Source organism: Anabaena sp. UHCC 0187 (assembly GCF_009712035.1).
Classification (GTDB): Bacteria; Cyanobacteriota; Cyanobacteriia; order Cyanobacteriales; family Nostocaceae; genus Dolichospermum.
In genome coordinates this window covers 44,307-61,528 of sequence record NZ_VILB01000005.1, presented here as the reverse complement: position 1 = coordinate 61,528, position 17,222 = coordinate 44,307, and the positions used below count along the sequence as shown (strand labels likewise).

Annotated in this window: 15 protein-coding genes and 1 pseudogene; 10 read left to right on the top strand and 6 right to left on the bottom strand. The window is 40.3% G+C overall.

The features are described from left to right. Positions 1-5 precede the first annotated feature (5 nt). The 4 genes from FJR11_RS04965 to FJR11_RS04950 all read left to right on the top strand — a co-directional run bounded on the left by FJR11_RS04965 (position 6) and on the right by FJR11_RS04950 (position 4,468). Entirely contained in the window at positions 6-1,223 is a 1,218-nt protein-coding gene (locus FJR11_RS04965; protein WP_168502611.1) for an ABC transporter permease, read from the top strand. A gap of 38 nt (positions 1,224-1,261) precedes the next feature. Then, positions 1,262-2,026, top strand: a complete 765-nt coding sequence (locus FJR11_RS04960; RefSeq protein ID WP_168502610.1) for an ABC transporter ATP-binding protein — start codon at positions 1,262-1,264, stop codon at positions 2,024-2,026. 53 nt (positions 2,027-2,079) lie between these two features. Further along, positions 2,080-3,513 (top strand): GTP-binding protein, encoded by a 1,434-nt coding sequence (locus FJR11_RS04955; protein WP_168502609.1) that lies wholly within the window; start codon positions 2,080-2,082, stop codon positions 3,511-3,513. Positions 3,514-3,586: 73 nt separating this feature from the next. Then, positions 3,587-4,468, top strand: a complete 882-nt coding sequence (locus FJR11_RS04950; RefSeq protein WP_168502608.1) for a bile acid:sodium symporter family protein — start codon at positions 3,587-3,589, stop codon at positions 4,466-4,468. Positions 4,469-4,535: 67 nt separating this feature from the next. Here the strand turns inward: FJR11_RS04950 and FJR11_RS04945 are convergent, their stop codons facing one another. Beyond that, positions 4,536-5,357 (bottom strand): SirB1 family protein, encoded by an 822-nt coding sequence (locus FJR11_RS04945; RefSeq protein WP_168502607.1) that lies wholly within the window; start codon positions 5,355-5,357, stop codon positions 4,536-4,538. 396 nt (positions 5,358-5,753) lie between these two features. Here FJR11_RS04945 and FJR11_RS04940 point away from each other — a divergent pair, with 396 nt between their 5' ends. Together FJR11_RS04940 and FJR11_RS04935 are read left to right on the top strand one after the other, a co-directional pair. Next, positions 5,754-6,008, top strand: a complete 255-nt coding sequence (locus tag FJR11_RS04940; protein WP_168502606.1) for a TIGR03643 family protein — start codon at positions 5,754-5,756, stop codon at positions 6,006-6,008. A gap of 414 nt (positions 6,009-6,422) precedes the next feature. After that, positions 6,423-7,103 carry a PEP-CTERM sorting domain-containing protein gene (locus FJR11_RS04935; RefSeq protein WP_217358209.1) on the top strand — a complete coding sequence of 227 codons (681 nt, stop codon included), beginning with the start codon at positions 6,423-6,425 and terminating at the stop codon, positions 7,101-7,103. 95 nt (positions 7,104-7,198) lie between these two features. On the opposite strand, the gene FJR11_RS04930 is transcribed toward FJR11_RS04935, so the two are convergent. After that, positions 7,199-7,387, bottom strand: a complete 189-nt coding sequence (locus FJR11_RS04930) for a hypothetical protein (RefSeq protein WP_168502604.1) — start codon at positions 7,385-7,387, stop codon at positions 7,199-7,201. A gap of 277 nt (positions 7,388-7,664) precedes the next feature. Here FJR11_RS04930 and atpD point away from each other — a divergent pair, with 277 nt between their 5' ends. From atpD to FJR11_RS04915, 3 genes are all read left to right on the top strand, one after another. Next, entirely contained in the window at positions 7,665-9,113 is a 1,449-nt protein-coding gene (gene atpD / locus FJR11_RS04925; protein ID WP_168502603.1) for a F0F1 ATP synthase subunit beta, read from the top strand. 94 nt (positions 9,114-9,207) lie between these two features. Then, a complete protein-coding gene (gene atpC, locus FJR11_RS04920; protein ID WP_168502602.1) occupies positions 9,208-9,621 on the top strand; it encodes an ATP synthase F1 subunit epsilon in 414 nt (137 codons plus the stop codon). Positions 9,622-9,876: 255 nt separating this feature from the next. Continuing rightward, positions 9,877-11,949: an SPFH domain-containing protein gene (locus FJR11_RS04915; RefSeq protein WP_168502601.1), complete on the top strand. Its 2,073-nt coding sequence runs from the start codon at positions 9,877-9,879 to the stop codon at positions 11,947-11,949. Between the two features lie 203 nt (positions 11,950-12,152). Here FJR11_RS04915 and FJR11_RS04910 read toward each other — a convergent pair whose 3' ends face one another. The 3 genes and pseudogenes from FJR11_RS04910 to FJR11_RS04900 form a co-directional block, all read right to left on the bottom strand. Then, on the bottom strand, positions 12,153-13,502 hold the full coding sequence (locus FJR11_RS04910; protein WP_168502600.1) for a DUF2254 domain-containing protein: 1,350 nt from the start codon (positions 13,500-13,502) through the stop codon (positions 12,153-12,155). Further along, a pseudogene (locus FJR11_RS04905) lies at positions 13,499-13,741 on the bottom strand (mechanosensitive ion channel family protein); the annotation flags it as partial. The gene FJR11_RS04910 and the pseudogene FJR11_RS04905, both read right to left, overlap by 4 nt. A 78-nt stretch (positions 13,742-13,819) precedes the next feature. Further along, positions 13,820-14,635, bottom strand: coding sequence for an ion transporter (locus FJR11_RS04900; RefSeq protein ID WP_168502599.1), 816 nt, complete (start codon positions 14,633-14,635; stop codon positions 13,820-13,822). 614 nt (positions 14,636-15,249) lie between these two features. Here FJR11_RS04900 and fabG point away from each other — a divergent pair. Beyond that, positions 15,250-15,990: a 3-oxoacyl-[acyl-carrier-protein] reductase gene (gene fabG / locus FJR11_RS04895; RefSeq protein ID WP_168502598.1), complete on the top strand. Its 741-nt coding sequence runs from the start codon at positions 15,250-15,252 to the stop codon at positions 15,988-15,990. A gap of 82 nt (positions 15,991-16,072) precedes the next feature. On the opposite strand, the gene FJR11_RS04890 is transcribed toward fabG, so the two are convergent. Then, complete coding sequence (locus FJR11_RS04890; RefSeq protein ID WP_168502597.1) at positions 16,073-17,152, bottom strand: MraY family glycosyltransferase; 1,080 nt, start codon at positions 17,150-17,152, stop codon at positions 16,073-16,075. Positions 17,153-17,222 lie beyond the last annotated feature (70 nt).

The following is a 17,222-nucleotide window of genomic DNA, read 5'->3' as shown; positions in this document are numbered from 1 at the left end:
AAAATATGGATATTTTAGAAAGTGTGAAAATGGCGACTACTACCTTATTAGCTAATAAATTGCGTAGTAGTTTAACTATGTTAGGAATTATCATTGGTAATGCTTCAGTTATTGCCATGATTGGCATTGGAGAAGGAGCGCAAAAGTTAGCTAGTGAACAATTTGAATCTTTAGGACCTAATTTACTCTTTATAATTCCTGGTAGTGCTGAAGGTCGTAACCGAGTTATGGAAATACCCAAGACCTTAGTTTTAGAAGATGCTAAAGCGATAAAAAAACAAGTGCGGGCTATTAAAGATGTTTCTCCGGAAATTAGTACCAGAACAACTATTAATTACCGTAATAAAAACTCCAATACTTCCATTATTGGTACTACCCCAAATTATCTGACTGTCCGTAATTTTGAAATTGAGAAAGGCAGATTTTTCAATGAATTAGATATTAAACGTAGTCAACCTGTGGTGGTAGTAGGTCCCGAATTAGCTAGAAAACTATTTGGTAATCAAAATCCTATTGGTGAAAAGATTCGCATTAAAAATGTGAGTTTTGAGGTAATTGGTTTAACCGTAGAGAAAGGGACATTTTTAGGTAACAATAATGATGATATTGCCTTTATTCCCATTACTACCATGTCCGGTCGCATTGTGGGCAGAACATCTCCCTATGGGATTGATTTATCTATAATTTCTGTAACTGCTCAAGATGAAAATAGCATCAGAGCCGCAGAATTTCAAATTACTAATTTATTACGATTACGTCACAAGATTACCCAAGAAGATGATTTTACAGTGCGGACTCAAAAGAACATTTTAGATATTATTGACACAATTACAACTGGCTTAACTTTGATGTTAGCCGCAATTGCAGGTATTTCTCTATTAGTCGGTGGCATTGGTATTATGAATATTATGCTCGTTTCTGTCACGGAACGCACCCAAGAAATTGGACTCAGAAAAGCCATTGGGGCAACTCAACAAGACATCTTAATTCAATTTATGATTGAAGCAGTGATTCTCTCAATTGCTGGTGGTGTATTGGGAATTGCTTTAGGTGGTGGAGGTGTACTATTAATTAGTATTGTTACACCTTTACAAGCAACTATTTCGCCCTCAGCAGTTATATTAGCTGCTAGTGTTTCTGGGAGTATTGGTTTATTTTTTGGTGTCGTTCCTGCCCGGCGTGCGGCTCAACTTGATCCTATGGTAGCACTAAGAACGGCATAATTTGCCATTGATAATTTTAAACAAGAGGATAAATTTTTATGGCTGATACTTTGACTTTTAATGATCCGAATATTCCCCAGTCTGCACCAGAATCAGCAATGATTCGTTTAGAGAATATTTTTAAAGTTTATGGCATTGGAGAAATAGAAGTCAGGGCGCTCAATCATGTTAATTTGGTCATAGAAGAAGGTGAATATTGTTCTATTATGGGGCCTTCTGGTTCTGGTAAATCTACAGCCATGAATATTATTGGTTGTTTAGATCGTCCCAGTGATGGAAATTACTATTTGGATAATTTGAATGTTGCTCAAATGAGTGATACTGAATTGGCGCATATTCGTAATAAAAAACTAGGATTTGTCTTTCAACAATTCCATTTATTAAACCAATTAACAGCCCTAGAAAATGTGATGTTGCCCATGGTATATGCTGGTATTAAAGCCAGTGAAAGAAATGATCGTGCTAGGGAAGCATTAATCAAAGTCGGTTTAGAAAAACGCCTGAATAACAAACCTACCCAATTATCAGGAGGACAACAACAAAGAGTAGCAATTGCTCGCGCTATTGTCAATAATCCCGTTGTTCTCTTAGCAGATGAACCCACCGGCGCACTTGATTCTCAAACTACCCAAGAAGTATTAGACTTGTTTAATGAACTTAATCGCAGCGGTATCACCGTTGTTATCGTCACCCATGAATCAGAAGTTGCGCGTCAAACCAAGCGGATTGTTTGGTTTCGTGATGGTGAAGTTGTTCATTCTCATCTGACTCCCAATGAATTACATCAAGTTGTTATATCTTAGGGAATTAAAAATGCAATTATTTACTATTCCCTATTCGCTGTTCCCTAATCCTAATGAATACCATACCCGAATCCATCCCCAATTGGGAAGAAGAACTAGATCACGCTATTTTTACCTTTGACGATATTCAAGCAGAACTTAACTATAAACAAGCCAAAACCGCACTAAAAAACTTAGTTAATAATCTGGATCTTTCTCCTGTGGAAAAATCAGGTTTAGAAGCGGAAATTCATGATTTAGAAACCATGCTAGATAAACTAGATAGTATGGTAGTCCAAATTGCGGCTTTTGGCATGGTAGGACGGGGTAAATCTTCTCTTCTCAATGCTTTAGTCGGTGAAGAAGTCTTTGTGACTGGTCCCTTACATGGTGTTACCCGTGATGCACAAACAGTCAATTGGAGTATTAGCGAAGAAGCTTTAGGAACTTTAAAAGTCACATTACCCAGCAATGGCCAATCCCAAGTTGAATTAATTGATACTCCTGGATTAGATGAAGTAGACGGGGAAACTCGCGCAGCTTTAGCTGCACAAATCGCTAAACAAGCAGATTTAATTCTCTTCGTAATTTCAGGAGACATGACCAAGATTGAACAAATAGCATTATCGCAATTACGAGAAGTCGGTAAACCGATAATTTTAGTCTTTAATAAAGTTGACCAATATCCCGAAACTGACCGCATGACAATTTACGAAAAAATTCGAGATGATAGAGTGCGGGAATTACTTTCACCAGCCGAAATTGTTATGGCTTCCGCTGCACCATTGGTCAAAGTTGCAGTCCAAAATCCTGATGGTTCTAGAAGTTTAAAATTGCAAAAAGGCAAATCCCAAGTTGAAGAATTAAAATTGAAAATTTTAGAAATTCTCCACCATGAAGGTAAAGCTTTAGTGGCTTTAAATACTATGCTTTATACTGATAATATTAATCAGCAATTGGTAGAGAGGAAACTAATAATTAGGGACGAAAATGCTAATCAGTTGATTTGGAAAGCAGTTATAACTAAAGCATTGGCGATCGCTCTTAATCCTGTTACAGTAGTTGATATATTAAGTGCCGTAATTATTGATATCTCCTTAATTTTAGGTTTATCTAAACTTTACGGTATCCCCATGACCGAAACCGGTGCAGTGAAATTACTGCAAAAAATCGCCCTGAGTATGGGTGGTATCGGTGCGAGTGAACTATTAGCAAATTTAGGTTTAAGTGGTTTAAAAACCCTGCTGGGTATCTCTGCAACAGCCACCGCAGGTATGACAATGGGACCCTATTTATCCATAGCCATAACCCAAGCAGGAGTAGCTGGTGTTTCTTCCTATGGTATTGGCCAAGTTACTAAATCTTATCTAGCTAAAGGTGCAACTTGGGGACCAGATGGACCCAAAGCAGTAGTTAGTCAAATTTTATCAACATTAAATGAAACTTCAATTTTAAACCGGATTAAAGATGAATTACTGATTAAAGTTAGACGCAGGAAAAAAATCTGAAATCTCCCCAAATTTAAGAATAATTAGGGCAATTCTTGGTAAGATAGCCGACAGTTGTGTGAGTAGAGTGATCATGGAGTCAAATTTTCTAACTACGGTTTTTCTGCCTGTAGCCCTATTTATTATTATGCTAGGCATGGGGCTGGGATTAAAACTGGATGACTTTAAGCGAGTCCTAATTGAACCTTTTGCCGTCCTTATCGGACTAATAGCCCAATTAATTATGCTGCCAATAGTCGGCTTTTTGGTAGCTACAGTTTTTTCCCTCACACCAGAATTAGCCGTAGGAGTGATGATTTTATCAGCCTGTCCTGGTGGTGCTACTTCCAATCTGGTAACATATTTAGTCCGGGGCAATGTTGCCTTATCAATTACGCTGACCGCTATTAGTAGTCTAGTTACTGTGTTTTCTCTTCCCTTGGTAGTTAACCTGGCTATGCAGCACTTTATGGCAGCAAATTCTTCCGTACAATTACCATTTCTGAATACGGTGATTCAGATTGCGGTAATTACCATTATCCCCGTCGCTTTAGGCATGGGAATACACTACTACTTACCCGTGTTCGCAGCCCAAGTGGAAAAATGGGTTAAGTGGCTGTCTTTATTCTTTTTAGCCTTAATTATCTTTGGTTTGCTGTTAAAAGAAAAGGCGAATATTCCCACCTTTTTCTTACAGGTAGGTGGAGTAACTCTGGTTTTAAATATATTAACAATGGTCTTAGGTTATGCCTTTGCCACCTTCAGCAAGCTGACCTTAGAAGATGCCAAAGCGATTACAGTGGAAGTCGGTATCCAAAATAGCACATTAGCGATCGCAATTGCCAGTTCCCCCACCCTACTAAACACGCCTACTATGGCGATTCCAGCCGCTATTTACAGTCTGATTATGTTTGCCACTAGCGCGGCTTTTGCTTGGTTGTCTAATCGGGAAATTAAGAATCTTCCTCATCAATAAAGCCATGAAATAACTTGAGTTTAGATTTTAGGGAAATCCATTTTTTACTAAATGGGATAATCTCAAGTTAATCATCACCTAATTTAGCAAGTAATTGACGAATGACATCAGCATCTTTAGCATCGGGAACTTTAATTAAATAAATTTGCAAGTCTTCCACAGCTTGAGAAAACTGCCCAAGTTGATAATACAATAATCCCCGATCTCTTAATTCAAAACTTGCGTCTGGAAACAACAGCAAAATCCGTTCTACTGTTCCCAAACTTCGTTCCAAATCTTGCTTTTGCAGATAAATATACTTTAAATTAGTTAACATTCGCGCCAAAAATTGCCGATTACTGACAACAGCTAAAAATTCCGGTTTTAACGTTACCGATTGCTGATAAATTTGTGAAAGTCTTTCTTGACAGTCTTGGGTAAACATGACCTCACCACCATTAAAAGCATCCACAAAAATCCCTATATCTTCAATATCTGGACGAATTAAAAAATGTCCCGGCATTCCCACACCAACCATGGGAAAATCAATCCGTTTTGCCACCTCCATATAAACCAAAGCTAAACTAATAGGAATCCCCGTTTTGCGCTCAATTACATCATTGAAAAAACTATTGCGGGGGTCATAATAATCAATTTTATTACCATCAAAACCCAATTCTTCGTATAAATATTGATTAATACTTTGAATAATCCGCAAGGGATAGCGAGAAGAAGGCAAACGTTCCTCTAATTCCATTGCCATGGTATCAAGAGCATTTAAATATTCTTCAGTATCAATATCTGGATATTCTTCCTGGGCAATATACAAAGCTGCCTTTGCTAAGTTAATATACTCGTCAGGTTGTTGAATCTCTTGGTAAAAATACTGTCGTGCTAACGAGAAGTTCATAAGCAATTAAGATGAAGCGACTGGAGGAAAGTACAGGGTTTTCTGTACCTACTTTTATTTTAAAGCATTCAGACGATTTATTTCTCGTTCCCAGTTTCCAGATTTTCTCGTTTTCTCGTTTTCTCGTTTTCTCGTTCCCAGTCTCCAGACTGGGAATGCTATCTTAGAGGTTCTACCTCCTATATCCGTTCCCACCCAAAGCATAGGAACAAGAGAAAAGAGAATTAATATATACTGATCCTATTTGATTTGTAAACGGATTTTCTTTAACTAACCGCAGAGGCGCAGAGGGCGCAGAGGAAGAGAAGAAGGAGTTGTTTACATCTTATTTAGGATTGCTATAGTATGATAAATATAGGTTTATAATTGTGGCGTTTTTATTCAAATTCTCAAAATATGAAACTACCTGATTTAGAGTCTGAAACCATAGATCGGATCATCGAAATGGCTTGGGAAGATAGAACACCTTTTGATGTCATAGAAAAACAATTTGGACTTTTAGAAAAACAGGTAATTGCCCTCATGAGAAGGGAAATGAAATCATCTAGTTTCCAAATGTGGAGAGAAAGAGTTACCAAACGCAAAACTAAACATTTAGAAAAAAGAGAATTTATTGCCGGGAGATTTAAATCCCAAAATCAAAAAACTTAAATCCCCTCGTTCCCAGTCTCCAGACTGGGAATGCTGTCCTAGAGGTTCTACCTCCCATATCATAGAGACAGAACCTCTGTATATGCGTTCCCACTCAGAACTAGAGAAGTTACTGATACTTCAGTGCATAAAAAATGGTATTTTTACCAGCTTCACAAAAACTTTATATATCAGCATCAGTTAAATTTACTACTTAATATGTTTGAAAGCCTTACAGTATAAGTGTTTAACGCTACCCCCCCCCCCGAAAATAGTAGCTTTTCTTTCAGTAAATTTTCTGTGAAGTTGCTAAAAAAGGCTTTACAGGCATGAGAAACCCATATTAGTATCAGTGGCATAGAAGGCAACAAAAAACTCATTTCTCAGGGAATAATTAATATTATGACTACCGTAAATGTATTGAAGAAATTGTCAATGGCTACAGCAGGAGCAGCCGTGATCGCTTTGGGTATTGCAGGAACAGCACAGGCCGAAAGTGTAGTTATTGGAGGACCAGGGGAACCTGGTGGTGACTGCGCTCCTTTTGGCTGTACCCTACGATATCAGCAGGTTTATAATGCCAGTTTGTTCTCATCCCCTATTCAGATTGATACTATTTCATTTTTTAACAAAAATGATAGCCCCGGATCTATTAGCAACGCAAATTATACCATCAATCTCTCAACCACAAACAAAGCTGTAAATGGTTTATCTAATATCTTTGCAAGCAACATAGGAGCCAATAACCAAAGTTTTTTTGTAGGCTCTCTGAGTGGCGCTATTAGCGATGGAAAATTTTCTATTACTGGAAATAGCTTTCTTTACGATCCGTCCCAGGGCAATTTACTGCTTGATGTTTCCAAAGATGGCGGAAGCTATGATTTCTCTGCATTTCTCGATTATAATCCCTCCAGTAATGGTAGTTTTAGCCGACTTTTTTCATTTGATAATAGCTCCAGCGGTAATATCCATGATAACTACGGATTAGTTACTGAATTTAGTAGCGCATCCAAATCTGTTCCCGAACCCGCTTCTCTCATGGGTATCTTAGGCTTAGGTGCTTTTGGCGTTACCTCACTCCGCAAACGCAAACAAGTATCCGCAGTTAAAGCGTAAATTAATTAACAACTAAATATAATTCAACCCCAGCCGTGTCAACTCCAGACATGGCATTTTTGCTTTTGATACCAGAGATTTCCAATTTCTTCTATTTAATCATACTGCAAAGAGAAGTTAACTAAATCAAGTTGGTCTTGTTCTGTCCAAGTATCACTTTGGTCAATAACACTATTATCATGCTGCACCAAGTCATTAAGAATCAGCGTTGCCAAACGAAGTCGATCTGCTGGTGGTAAAATACGAACAATATCAGTATAAATTTTTTGAACCGTAGCTGGCATAAGTAATCCTCCTATCTTCATCTCATAAAAGAACAAAATCCACAGCATCCTCATTATCACACCTCAAACGTTTCTAAGCAAGCTTGAGTTATAGATGCTAATTTTGCTTTTGATACCAAAGATCCCCAACTTATTCAAGCAGTCGGGAATCTGTTCTTAATAATGAATTTAAGGCAAAGATGGAGGCGTTAGGTGCTAACCTAAGAGATGATATCGCTTGATCTGGGGTCTTAAACGACCCACTTGTGAAAACTAGCTTCAATCATTTAGGCGCAGCATGGTCACCACCGCAGAAAAAACAAACATAGGTTACATTACCCAAATCATTGGTCCGGTTGTAGACGTTAAGTTCCCCGGCGGTAAATTACCCCAAATCTACAACGCCTTAACCATCACAGGCACCAACGAAACTGGACAAGATATCAGATTAACAGTTGAAGTCCAGCAACTTCTAGGCGACAACCAAATCCGGGCTGTGGCTATGAGTACCACTGACGGTTTAGTTCGTGGTTTAGAAGTAGTTGATACAGGCGCACCTATCAGCGTACCTGTTGGTAAAGCTACCTTGGGACGAATTTTCAACGTTTTGGGCGAACCTGTAGATCAACAAGGTCCCGTAAACGCTGAAGCATATCTACCTATTCACCGCGACGCTCCCAAATTCACAGATTTGGAAACCAGTCCTTCTGTGTTTGAAACTGGGATTAAGGTTGTTGACTTGCTAACTCCCTACAAACGTGGTGGTAAAATCGGTCTGTTCGGCGGTGCTGGTGTTGGTAAAACCGTGATCATGATGGAATTGATCAACAACATCGCTACCCAACATGGTGGTGTGTCTGTATTTGCGGGTGTGGGTGAACGCACCCGGGAAGGAAATGACCTCTACAACGAAATGATGGAATCTGGAGTTATCAACAAAGATAACCTCAACGAATCCAAAATTGCTCTAGTTTATGGTCAAATGAATGAGCCACCCGGAGCAAGAATGCGGGTTGGTTTGTCTGGTTTGACAATGGCTGAGTATTTCCGTGATGTTAACAAGCAAGACGTATTGCTGTTTGTTGACAATATCTTCCGGTTTGTCCAAGCTGGTTCTGAAGTATCCGCGCTCTTGGGTCGGATGCCTTCTGCCGTAGGATATCAGCCTACCTTGGGTACAGACATGGGTGCTTTGCAAGAACGGATTACCTCCACCACCGAAGGTTCTATTACTTCTATTCAAGCTGTATATGTACCTGCCGATGACTTGACCGACCCCGCACCTGCAACCACCTTTGCTCACTTAGACGGAACAACAGTATTATCTCGTGGTTTGGCATCTAAGGGCATCTATCCAGCGGTTGATCCTCTGGATTCTACATCCACCATGCTACAACCCAACATCGTTGGTGATGACCACTACAACACCGCTCGTGCTGTTCAATCCACCCTCCAACGTTACAAAGAACTTCAAGACATCATCGCCATTTTGGGTTTAGATGAATTGTCTGAAGAAGACCGTTTGACTGTGGCACGGGCGCGGAAAGTTGAGCGGTTCTTGTCTCAGCCTTTCTTCGTAGCTGAAGTATTTACCGGTTCTCCTGGTAAGTATGTGAAGTTGGAAGACACCATTAAAGGATTTAAACAAATTCTTTCTGGTGAGTTGGATGCTTTACCTGAACAAGCTTTCTACTTAGTCGGCGATATCACCGAAGCGATCGCTAAAGCGGAAAAAATGAAAGGTTAGTCATTAGTCATTAGTCAGTAGTCAGTGGTTTTTTGCAACTGACAACTGACAACTGACAAAAGACAAAAGGCAACTGACAAAGGACAACTAACAAATGACATTAACTGTTCGTGTAATTTCCCCAGACAAAACCGTTTGGGATGCTGAAGCTGAGGAAGTAGTTTTACCTAGCACTACTGGTCAGTTAGGTATCCTTAGTGGACACGCACCAATGTTGACAGCTTTGGATATAGGTGTAATGCGTGTTCGTGCTACTAAAAATGCCAATTGGCAAGCGATCGCTCTTTTAGGCGGTTTTGCTGAAGTTGATGAAAATGAAGTCACAATTTTAGTCAACGGTGCTGAACGTGGCGACAAAATTAAACTTGAAGAAGCCCGCACTGCTTTTAATGAAGCACAAACTAGCTTAAATCAAGTCAAACCAGAAGATCGTCAAGCACAAATTCAGGCAACAAAAGTATTTAAACGCGCTCGCGCTCGTTTTCAAGCTGCCGGCGGCTCAGTATAAATTGCATACTGCATCTAAAATAAATAAGGGTGGGCAATAATGCCTACCCTTATTTATTGGGATCAGGAAATTTGATTTTTACGTAAGACTTACATAAAATATCTCACAGACTGTAATTTCTCCGTGTCCTCTGTGCCTCTGCGGTTCGTTACTCTAAGTTATTACTAAGACAAAAATTACGTTAAGTTTAAGAAAAATCATTCCCCCCTGATGAAGTGATACCTTGGATGATTAATTGCCCAAAGAGGCAGATATATGAAAAGCTTTCCATTTTCTCTTGATAAAAGTAGACAAAATAAATTTGTAACCTTGGCTACATCTGCAATTGCCGCCTTAGCCTTAGCAGGTGGTATCAATACTGCCAATGCCACTCCTATAAAAACACTAACAGCAAAAGAATTAACTTCTGTATCCATCCCCTCTACCCAAACCCAGCCCGTAGTTACTCAATTAGTAACTCGCCAAATCCCCTATCAAGCCATGGGAATTGAACCTTTGATCATTATTCCCGTGATCATTATTGGTGGTTGTTTCTTCTTTGGGGGACTGGTAGTTATCGGTGAACGGGAAGTGGGAATTGTGGTCAAAAAATTCACCCTTTCCGGTAAAGGACTACCCGCAGGGAGATTAATCGCCCTCAATGCTGAAGCGGGTTTGCAAGCCGATACCCTTGCCCCTGGTTGGCATTGGGGACATTGGCCTTGGCAATATGCAGTTAAAAAAGAATCAATAATTGTTGTCCCCCAAGGTCAAATAGCCATGATTGTCGCCGCAGATGGCGCACAAAACCCCCCAGAACGGATTTTGGGCAAAATTGTCGAATGTGATAATTTTCAAGATGCGCGGAAATTTTTGACCAAAGGTGGGGAAAAAGGTCGGCAAATGGGCTTTCTTACCGCTGGTAGTTATCGTATCAACACCGCGCTGTTTAAAGTAATTACAGCCGCTAATGCCTCTGCCCATGGCATGAATGCAGAACAATTGAATGTATATAGTGTCAAATCTGATAAAGTCGGTATTGTCACTACTTTGGATGGGTTGCCAATTTCCCCCGGTGAAATTGCTGGGGCTGTAATTGAAGGACACGACAACTTTCAAAATGGTCAAAAGTTTATTAATGGTGGTGGTAAAAGAGGTTTGCAAGAGCAAATTTTACTATCTGGTTCTTGGAACTTGAATCCCTGGTTTGTCCAGGTAGAACAAGTCCCCATGACAGAAATACCGATTGGTTATGTGGGTGTGGTAATTTCTTTCGTAGGTAAAGATCAAGAAGATATCAGCGGTGCAGCTTTCACCCACGGTAACTTGGTGCATCAGGGACACAAGGGCGTTTGGGTAGAACCTCTGTATCCGGGTAAACACCCAACTAACTCCCGAATTATGAAAATTGAGTTAGTCCCGACGACAAACATTGTTTTAAATTGGTCAGGACGGACAGAAAGACATAGCTATGATGAGAAATTAGAATCTTTAACTGTGCGATCGCGTGATGGTTTCGCGTTTGATTTGGAAGTAGCACAAATTATCCATGTCGGGGCTTTAGATGCACCAAAGGTGATTTCCCGCGTGGGGGCAATGCAAAATTTAGTAGATCATGTTCTCGAACCAACCATTGGTAACTATTTCCGCAACTCTGCTCAAAACTGCACTGTCTTGGACTTTTTAACAGCGCGAAGTGAACGCCAAACTGAAGCTGCTGAATATATTAAAATTGCTTTGCGTGCCTATGATGTGCAAGCAATTGATACCTTAATCGGTGATATTCAACCACCAGCGGCTTTAATGCAGACACAGACAGACCGAAAAATTGCCGAAGAAGAACGCAAGACTTACGAGGTGCAGCAAATGGCACAAACCCAACGCCAACAACTGGTGCGGGAAACAGCCTTGGCGAACATTCAGCAAGAAATGGTCAAATCTGAGCAAAGTGTGCAAATAGCAGAGTTAAAATCCCAAGCAGCCATTAAGGAAGCGAATGGGGAAGCGGAAGCAACTAAGCTAAAAGCTATAGCGGAAGCTGAAGGTATTCGCGCCACAGGTAACGCGAAAGCGGAAACCTATCGCACAGGTGTACAAGCTTTGGGTTTGCAAGGTTACACAGCGATGCAGTTAATGCAAATTGTGGGCGATCGCCATGTCCGCATTATTCCTGATATCATTGTTGGTGGTAATAATGGCAGTAATAATGGTTTAGCAGATGGTTTGTTGTCTATGATTCTTTTGAATCAAACTAATAGCAAAACCCATTTAGAAGCGAAAATCCCTACACCCCCACCGCTTCCTAATCCTGTAGTTGCTAAATCTGAATCAACTAATCAAAATAGTTAAGCTTGGGCGACTAGAAGTCGCGGCTACACAAACAAAGTCCGCCTGCGCGGACTTTGTAAAAATCAAAAGTTTGCAACTGCGGCGATGACAAAAATGATGAGGCAAGCTTGTCTTATCCACGCTATAACTCGATAATCTCTCCAATTCAGACTTTTCATACCTATTGCTAAAAAAGCTATTTATTTAAAACGCCATTTTTCCGGTTAATCCCAATTTTTATGACTGTTATAATCATTTAAATTATTAATAATCTCGTTATACCTTTGTTCTATATCTTTGTAGTCTTGTTCTTGAGAAAGTCCCCCCCGACTATCTTGTAAAATCATCTGAGCATGATGGCACAAACTTGCTTGATACTTAGAATTGTTGGTATAAGTAGCAATGGTGGCTATAGCTTCTAACAACCGCATAGTTACTTCTGCATCTGACTTTCCATACTGCCGAATTTGGTTAAAAGCACAGTCAAGCAAGCCTTGAAAATCTGCTCCTTCGACAATGAAGCGTAACTTGTTATTGTCATCGTAGCGGTAGGGTGAAGGGAAATTTCTTTGAGCTAAGTGGCACAGTCCGGCAGTAATTCGGTCAATACAGCGAATTGCTGTAAATGGATCATTAATGCCAGGGGAAATAGCACGGAGGGCAATTTCAACTAATTGATAAATAGGAAACTCTACATCCTGTTGTTCTGTACGTTCTTCACCGGAAATAAAGGCATCATTAATTTGTTTGGTAAGTTTTTTATTGACTTTTTCTCCGGGAAACACCAAAACTAAATCGCTACCTTGCAGCAAAAATTTTCCCGGTCTCACCTGAAGATGTATTAGTAAATTATATTGACAAGCAATTTTCATCAGTTCTTGATCATCTATTGCTTGTAAATAACCAGTGTTGTTAGATCGAATTGGTAAAGCTTCTGCCGCAAAAGAGCTAGGAATTTCTGCAAATCCTTGTCTGTGTTCTGGTTCACCATGCCCAATTTTTTCGGGAAATAGCCGCTTAATTGTTAAATGTAAATCTTCACTAACATTTTGGATGACATTAGAAGCCTGAATGATGGTTGAAGCATGATGGATGAAATAAATCAAAACACCAATGCTAATAATTGCCAATATAGTGCCAACTGTAATCGAAAGTTGCGGCACAAATTGTTCGTATCCATCTCCTTCTCCATGAATTGTCCGCAGCACAAGTAAGGAATAAATAAATGTACTAATAAATGTGCCGAGGACAATCTGATTACCAGTGTCCTGCATAAAATTACGTAGAAGTCGTGGACCAAAATTGGAAGCAGCTAACTGAAGTGCCACGATGGTAATAGAAAAAGCTGTAGCAGCAACGCTGATCATTGAACCCGCAACAGTTCCCAGTAGCGATTGCGCTCCGTTTGCGCCACCAGTGTACATCCACCAATAATTAATTTTCACCTTGTCTGTGCGGTCAAGAGTGAGCATAATGAAAGCTAAAGCAGTAGCTGCTACTGCCATAACTGCTGGTATAAACCAGTAGCTTGAGTGGATCTGACCCCAAAATTTGCTTAACTTGACATTTTTCATTTTTCATTAATTTGAGACTTTAGCTGACGGTTATGCTCTCGCGCAAATAACCTGAGTGAACTGCTAATAGTGCGAGGCTTTGGTACTTCAGCTTGACCTACTGGCCAACCTTCACGCTGACGAGAGAGGTTTCCATCTGTCTCTTCGGTTTGATCGTGGAAGAGAATTTGTTGTGTTGGGAACGGTAAATCAATACCATTTACCACTAGCTTTTTCTTAATGGCAGTAATTACTTTGTCCCAAGCTGTGGATATTTCTGCATTCATGAACTTTTCTCACTCATTGAATTTGAGATTTGAGATTTATTTGAGCAATTCTCATTGCTTTGGACTCTGATGTAATAATTCTTGAATTTCCTGCCGCAAGGCTGTAATTTCAGCCTGAATTAGTTGAATTGATTTCACCCCGGCTAATTCTGCTTCGTCATCATTAGCATCACTATCAATAAAGAATGTGGCTAGGGTCGCAGTTACGTAACCAAACACAGCAAACGCATATACAGCTAATAAAAAACAAAGCACCTGACCTTCCGGGGTTTTAGGCCAATATTCAGAACCCATGGTTGTGATGAGCATGGCTGTCCACCATAAAGCAGTACCATAGTTGTGTAGCCCATTTTCTACAGGAACTTCGTTTTCAAACCCATACATTCCTGCTGCTCCGATGAAAGTAATAATTATGGTTAACGCCACAATATAACCAAATCCTCTCCGGCTAATACTTGCTGTCAAAACTTTCATGCCTCGGTTAGTACGAGTCATGACTCGCAATAGTTGGAGACCTCGCGTAGCCCGTACTGTTCTGAGTATTCTTACTACTCGGATTATCTTAAAAGTACGCAGTGCTGGCAACAGCAGAGAAATAGCTGTTAGCCAGTTACTGGTGATATAGGAAGGTTTCTGAGGAGCGATCGCTAGTTTCAGAATAAAATCTAGTATAAAAATAATCCAAATAGTGATACTGAGAGCTTCCAGTAACGGGTTTAACCTCCAGATGATCTCAATGATAAATAGTGCCAACCAGACAAAACCCAGTATTAGCATGGGAATTTCTAGCCAATCTTCTAACTGTTGCAAGACTTCGTTACGTTCTTTTTCTAAGGCTTGCTTTTCAAAAAGTTTTAGACTACTCATAATATTAATTCGTAATTCATCATTGGTAAGTAGTCGGGCAAAATTAAATTTACTTGTTGAGAGAGGGCATTTTCTCTCAGGGAAGAGGGAACTTTAGCAGAAGTTTTAGCAGCTTTTATTTTTTGTTACATATTACTCTTTGAGAAACCGCTCCGCGTCACTTGGATCATGAGTTGGCGCATTTTCCCCTCCTACCTCTAACAATCTCTTTTTTTAGGCGATCGCTCTAGTATCGAAAGAGATATTTTATGAAAAAAAATCATCCTCAAGGAACACTTAATTATTGGCGAGAAGATGACTATTTATGTGTTTTTATTCCCAATTGATGGGAAATTCAAATATCGTTTTGACTACAACTAATGTCATACATTATTTCCTTCTCTGGTAAGATTTTCTCTCTGACAGGAATTTATTTATGCAAAAAGCCATCTATTACTTAATATTTATAGAAAGATAATAGAAAATAAATCCTGCACAGATGTTGCGCTAGAACTAGAATATTCCTACTGACCCCTGCTACAGCAGACAATTTTCCCGTTTGCTTCAAGTTATCTCTTCACCAAATTACTCTAAGATAATTAGCGCGGTATCTCCACAAAATTGAGGAAAAATAGATGAGTTTATTAAAAGGTCAGGTTGCAATTGTCACAGGTGCATCACGGGGAATTGGTAGAGCGATCGCTATCCAACTAGCATCCCAAGGCGCAAAAGTAGTTGTTAACTACGCCAGTTCTAGCACAGCAGCAGATCAAGTAGTAGCAGAAATTACAGAAGCAGGAGGAGAAGCCATTGCTCTCCAAGCAGATGTTTCTCAAGAAAATCAAGTAGATACACTCATTAAAACCACCTTAGAAAAATTCCAGCGCGTGGATATCTTAGTCAACAATGCAGGTATTACCCGTGACACCTTGCTATTAAGAATGAAGTTAGAAGAATGGCAAGCAGTCATAGACCTAAACTTAACTGGTGTATTTTTATGTACAAAAGCCGTTAGTAAAATTATGCTGAAACAACGTTCGGGGCGGATTATTAACATCGCTTCCGTCGCTGGACAAATGGGCAACCCTGGACAAGCCAACTACAGCGCCGCCAAAGCTGGAGTAATTGGCTTTACCAAAACCGTTGCCAAAGAACTTTCTTCCCGTGGCATCACTGTCAATGCCGTTGCCCCTGGCTTTATTACCACCGACATGACCAGCGATATCAAAGCCGATGGCATTCTGCAATATATCCCCTTGGGGCGTTTTGGTAACCCAGAAGAAATTGCCGGCATGGTGCGCTTTTTAGCATCCGATCCCGCCGCAGCTTACATCACAGGACAAGTATTTAATGTTGATGGCGGTATGGTGATGTAATTTGTCAGTGGTCAGTTGTTAGTGGTCAGTTGTCAGTTGTAAAATTCCTGTCACCTGTCACCTGTTCCCTGTCACCTGCTCCCTATTCACGGATCATTCTTTGCCCAAGGGTCAACCCTAACAGCAAAATAATACCAACAGCAGTAGCCAGCATTACTGGTAAACTCATACCCTGGACTCTCATCGCCAGCAAATTACAGCCTAAAGTAATTGACCAGAGGATAAAAGCCGCATTACGTTGGGATAGTCCCCAGGCTAACAAGCGATGATGGAGGTGGTCTTTACCTGGTGTACTCAAAGGGTTTTTTCCTGCCATGAGCCGGCGCACAAACACTTGAGTAGTGTCAATAACTGGCAACAGCAGAAATAAAACTGTAGGTATTAGGGCATAGATTGTATTTAATTGGAGTTTACCTAAAATGCTGGTTGCTGCTAACACATAGCCAAAAAAGTATGCTCCAGCATCACCCATAATGATGTGTGAGGGGTGAAAGTTATGGCGTAAAAAGCCTAGTGCTGCCCCTCCTAAAGCTGCTAAAACTAAAGTTGCAGCAGCACGATTATCAAACTGGGCAGAAACTCCTAACAAACTAATAGCAGTAATAAAGCTGATGCCACCAGCCAAACCATCCATGCCATCCATGAGGTTAACAGCATTAGTAATTCCCACCACCCACAGCACGGTTAACGCCATAGACAAGAGGGAATCAATGGGTGTCCCAAAGGCAACTTTGATGCTGATACCGTTACCGACCAGTAACAGTGCTGTCGTTACCTGCGCCCATAACCGCACAGATGGAGGTAAGCCAAATTGATCATCAATAAAGCCAACTAGAACTAAAATCGAACCACCGAGGAGAATCGTTAAAACCTGAGCTAAAACCCCTTGCAGTTCAATCGGCCGCAAGAGACTAGCTAAGACCAAAGCCGCAATTACCCCCGCGTAGATTGCCAAACCTCCCGCATTAGGTAAGGGTTCTTGATTCAGTCGTCGGGCGTTGGGTTGATCTGCCCAACCTACCTCTAAGGCAAATTTGCGAATTGTGGGAATTAAACGCCAGGTAACAACCAAAGCTAATAGAAACGTAAATAATACAGCTAACCAGCCGGAGCCGCTAGGGTCAGCAATGCCAAGGGATTTAAGGGAGTTCTCTAAGTTCATCTGCTCCCAATATAATCATTAGTTTTATTGTCAAACATAAGTATCAACTGTTAATATTAATCAATTTTGG

Excerpts from the sequence above, each read along its gene's own strand:
- FJR11_RS04965 (WP_168502611.1), top strand. The coding sequence starts at position 6 with ATGGATATTTTAGAAAGTGTGAAAATGGCGACTACTACCTTATTAGCT.
- FJR11_RS04960 (WP_168502610.1), top strand. The coding sequence starts at position 1,262 with ATGGCTGATACTTTGACTTTTAATGATCCGAATATTCCCCAGTCTGCA.
- FJR11_RS04955 (WP_168502609.1), top strand. The coding sequence starts at position 2,080 with ATGAATACCATACCCGAATCCATCCCCAATTGGGAAGAAGAACTAGAT.
- FJR11_RS04950 (WP_168502608.1), top strand. The coding sequence starts at position 3,587 with ATGGAGTCAAATTTTCTAACTACGGTTTTTCTGCCTGTAGCCCTATTT.
- FJR11_RS04945 (WP_168502607.1), bottom strand. The coding sequence starts at position 5,357 with ATGAACTTCTCGTTAGCACGACAGTATTTTTACCAAGAGATTCAACAA.
- FJR11_RS04940 (WP_168502606.1), top strand. The coding sequence starts at position 5,754 with ATGAAACTACCTGATTTAGAGTCTGAAACCATAGATCGGATCATCGAA.
- FJR11_RS04935 (WP_217358209.1), top strand. The coding sequence starts at position 6,423 with ATGGCTACAGCAGGAGCAGCCGTGATCGCTTTGGGTATTGCAGGAACA.
- FJR11_RS04930 (WP_168502604.1), bottom strand. The coding sequence starts at position 7,387 with ATGCCAGCTACGGTTCAAAAAATTTATACTGATATTGTTCGTATTTTA.
- atpD (WP_168502603.1), top strand. The coding sequence starts at position 7,665 with ATGGTCACCACCGCAGAAAAAACAAACATAGGTTACATTACCCAAATC.
- atpC (WP_168502602.1), top strand. The coding sequence starts at position 9,208 with ATGACATTAACTGTTCGTGTAATTTCCCCAGACAAAACCGTTTGGGAT.
- FJR11_RS04915 (WP_168502601.1), top strand. The coding sequence starts at position 9,877 with ATGAAAAGCTTTCCATTTTCTCTTGATAAAAGTAGACAAAATAAATTT.
- FJR11_RS04910 (WP_168502600.1), bottom strand. The coding sequence starts at position 13,502 with ATGAAAAATGTCAAGTTAAGCAAATTTTGGGGTCAGATCCACTCAAGC.
- FJR11_RS04900 (WP_168502599.1), bottom strand. The coding sequence starts at position 14,635 with ATGAGTAGTCTAAAACTTTTTGAAAAGCAAGCCTTAGAAAAAGAACGT.
- fabG (WP_168502598.1), top strand. The coding sequence starts at position 15,250 with ATGAGTTTATTAAAAGGTCAGGTTGCAATTGTCACAGGTGCATCACGG.
- FJR11_RS04890 (WP_168502597.1), bottom strand. The coding sequence starts at position 17,152 with ATGAACTTAGAGAACTCCCTTAAATCCCTTGGCATTGCTGACCCTAGC.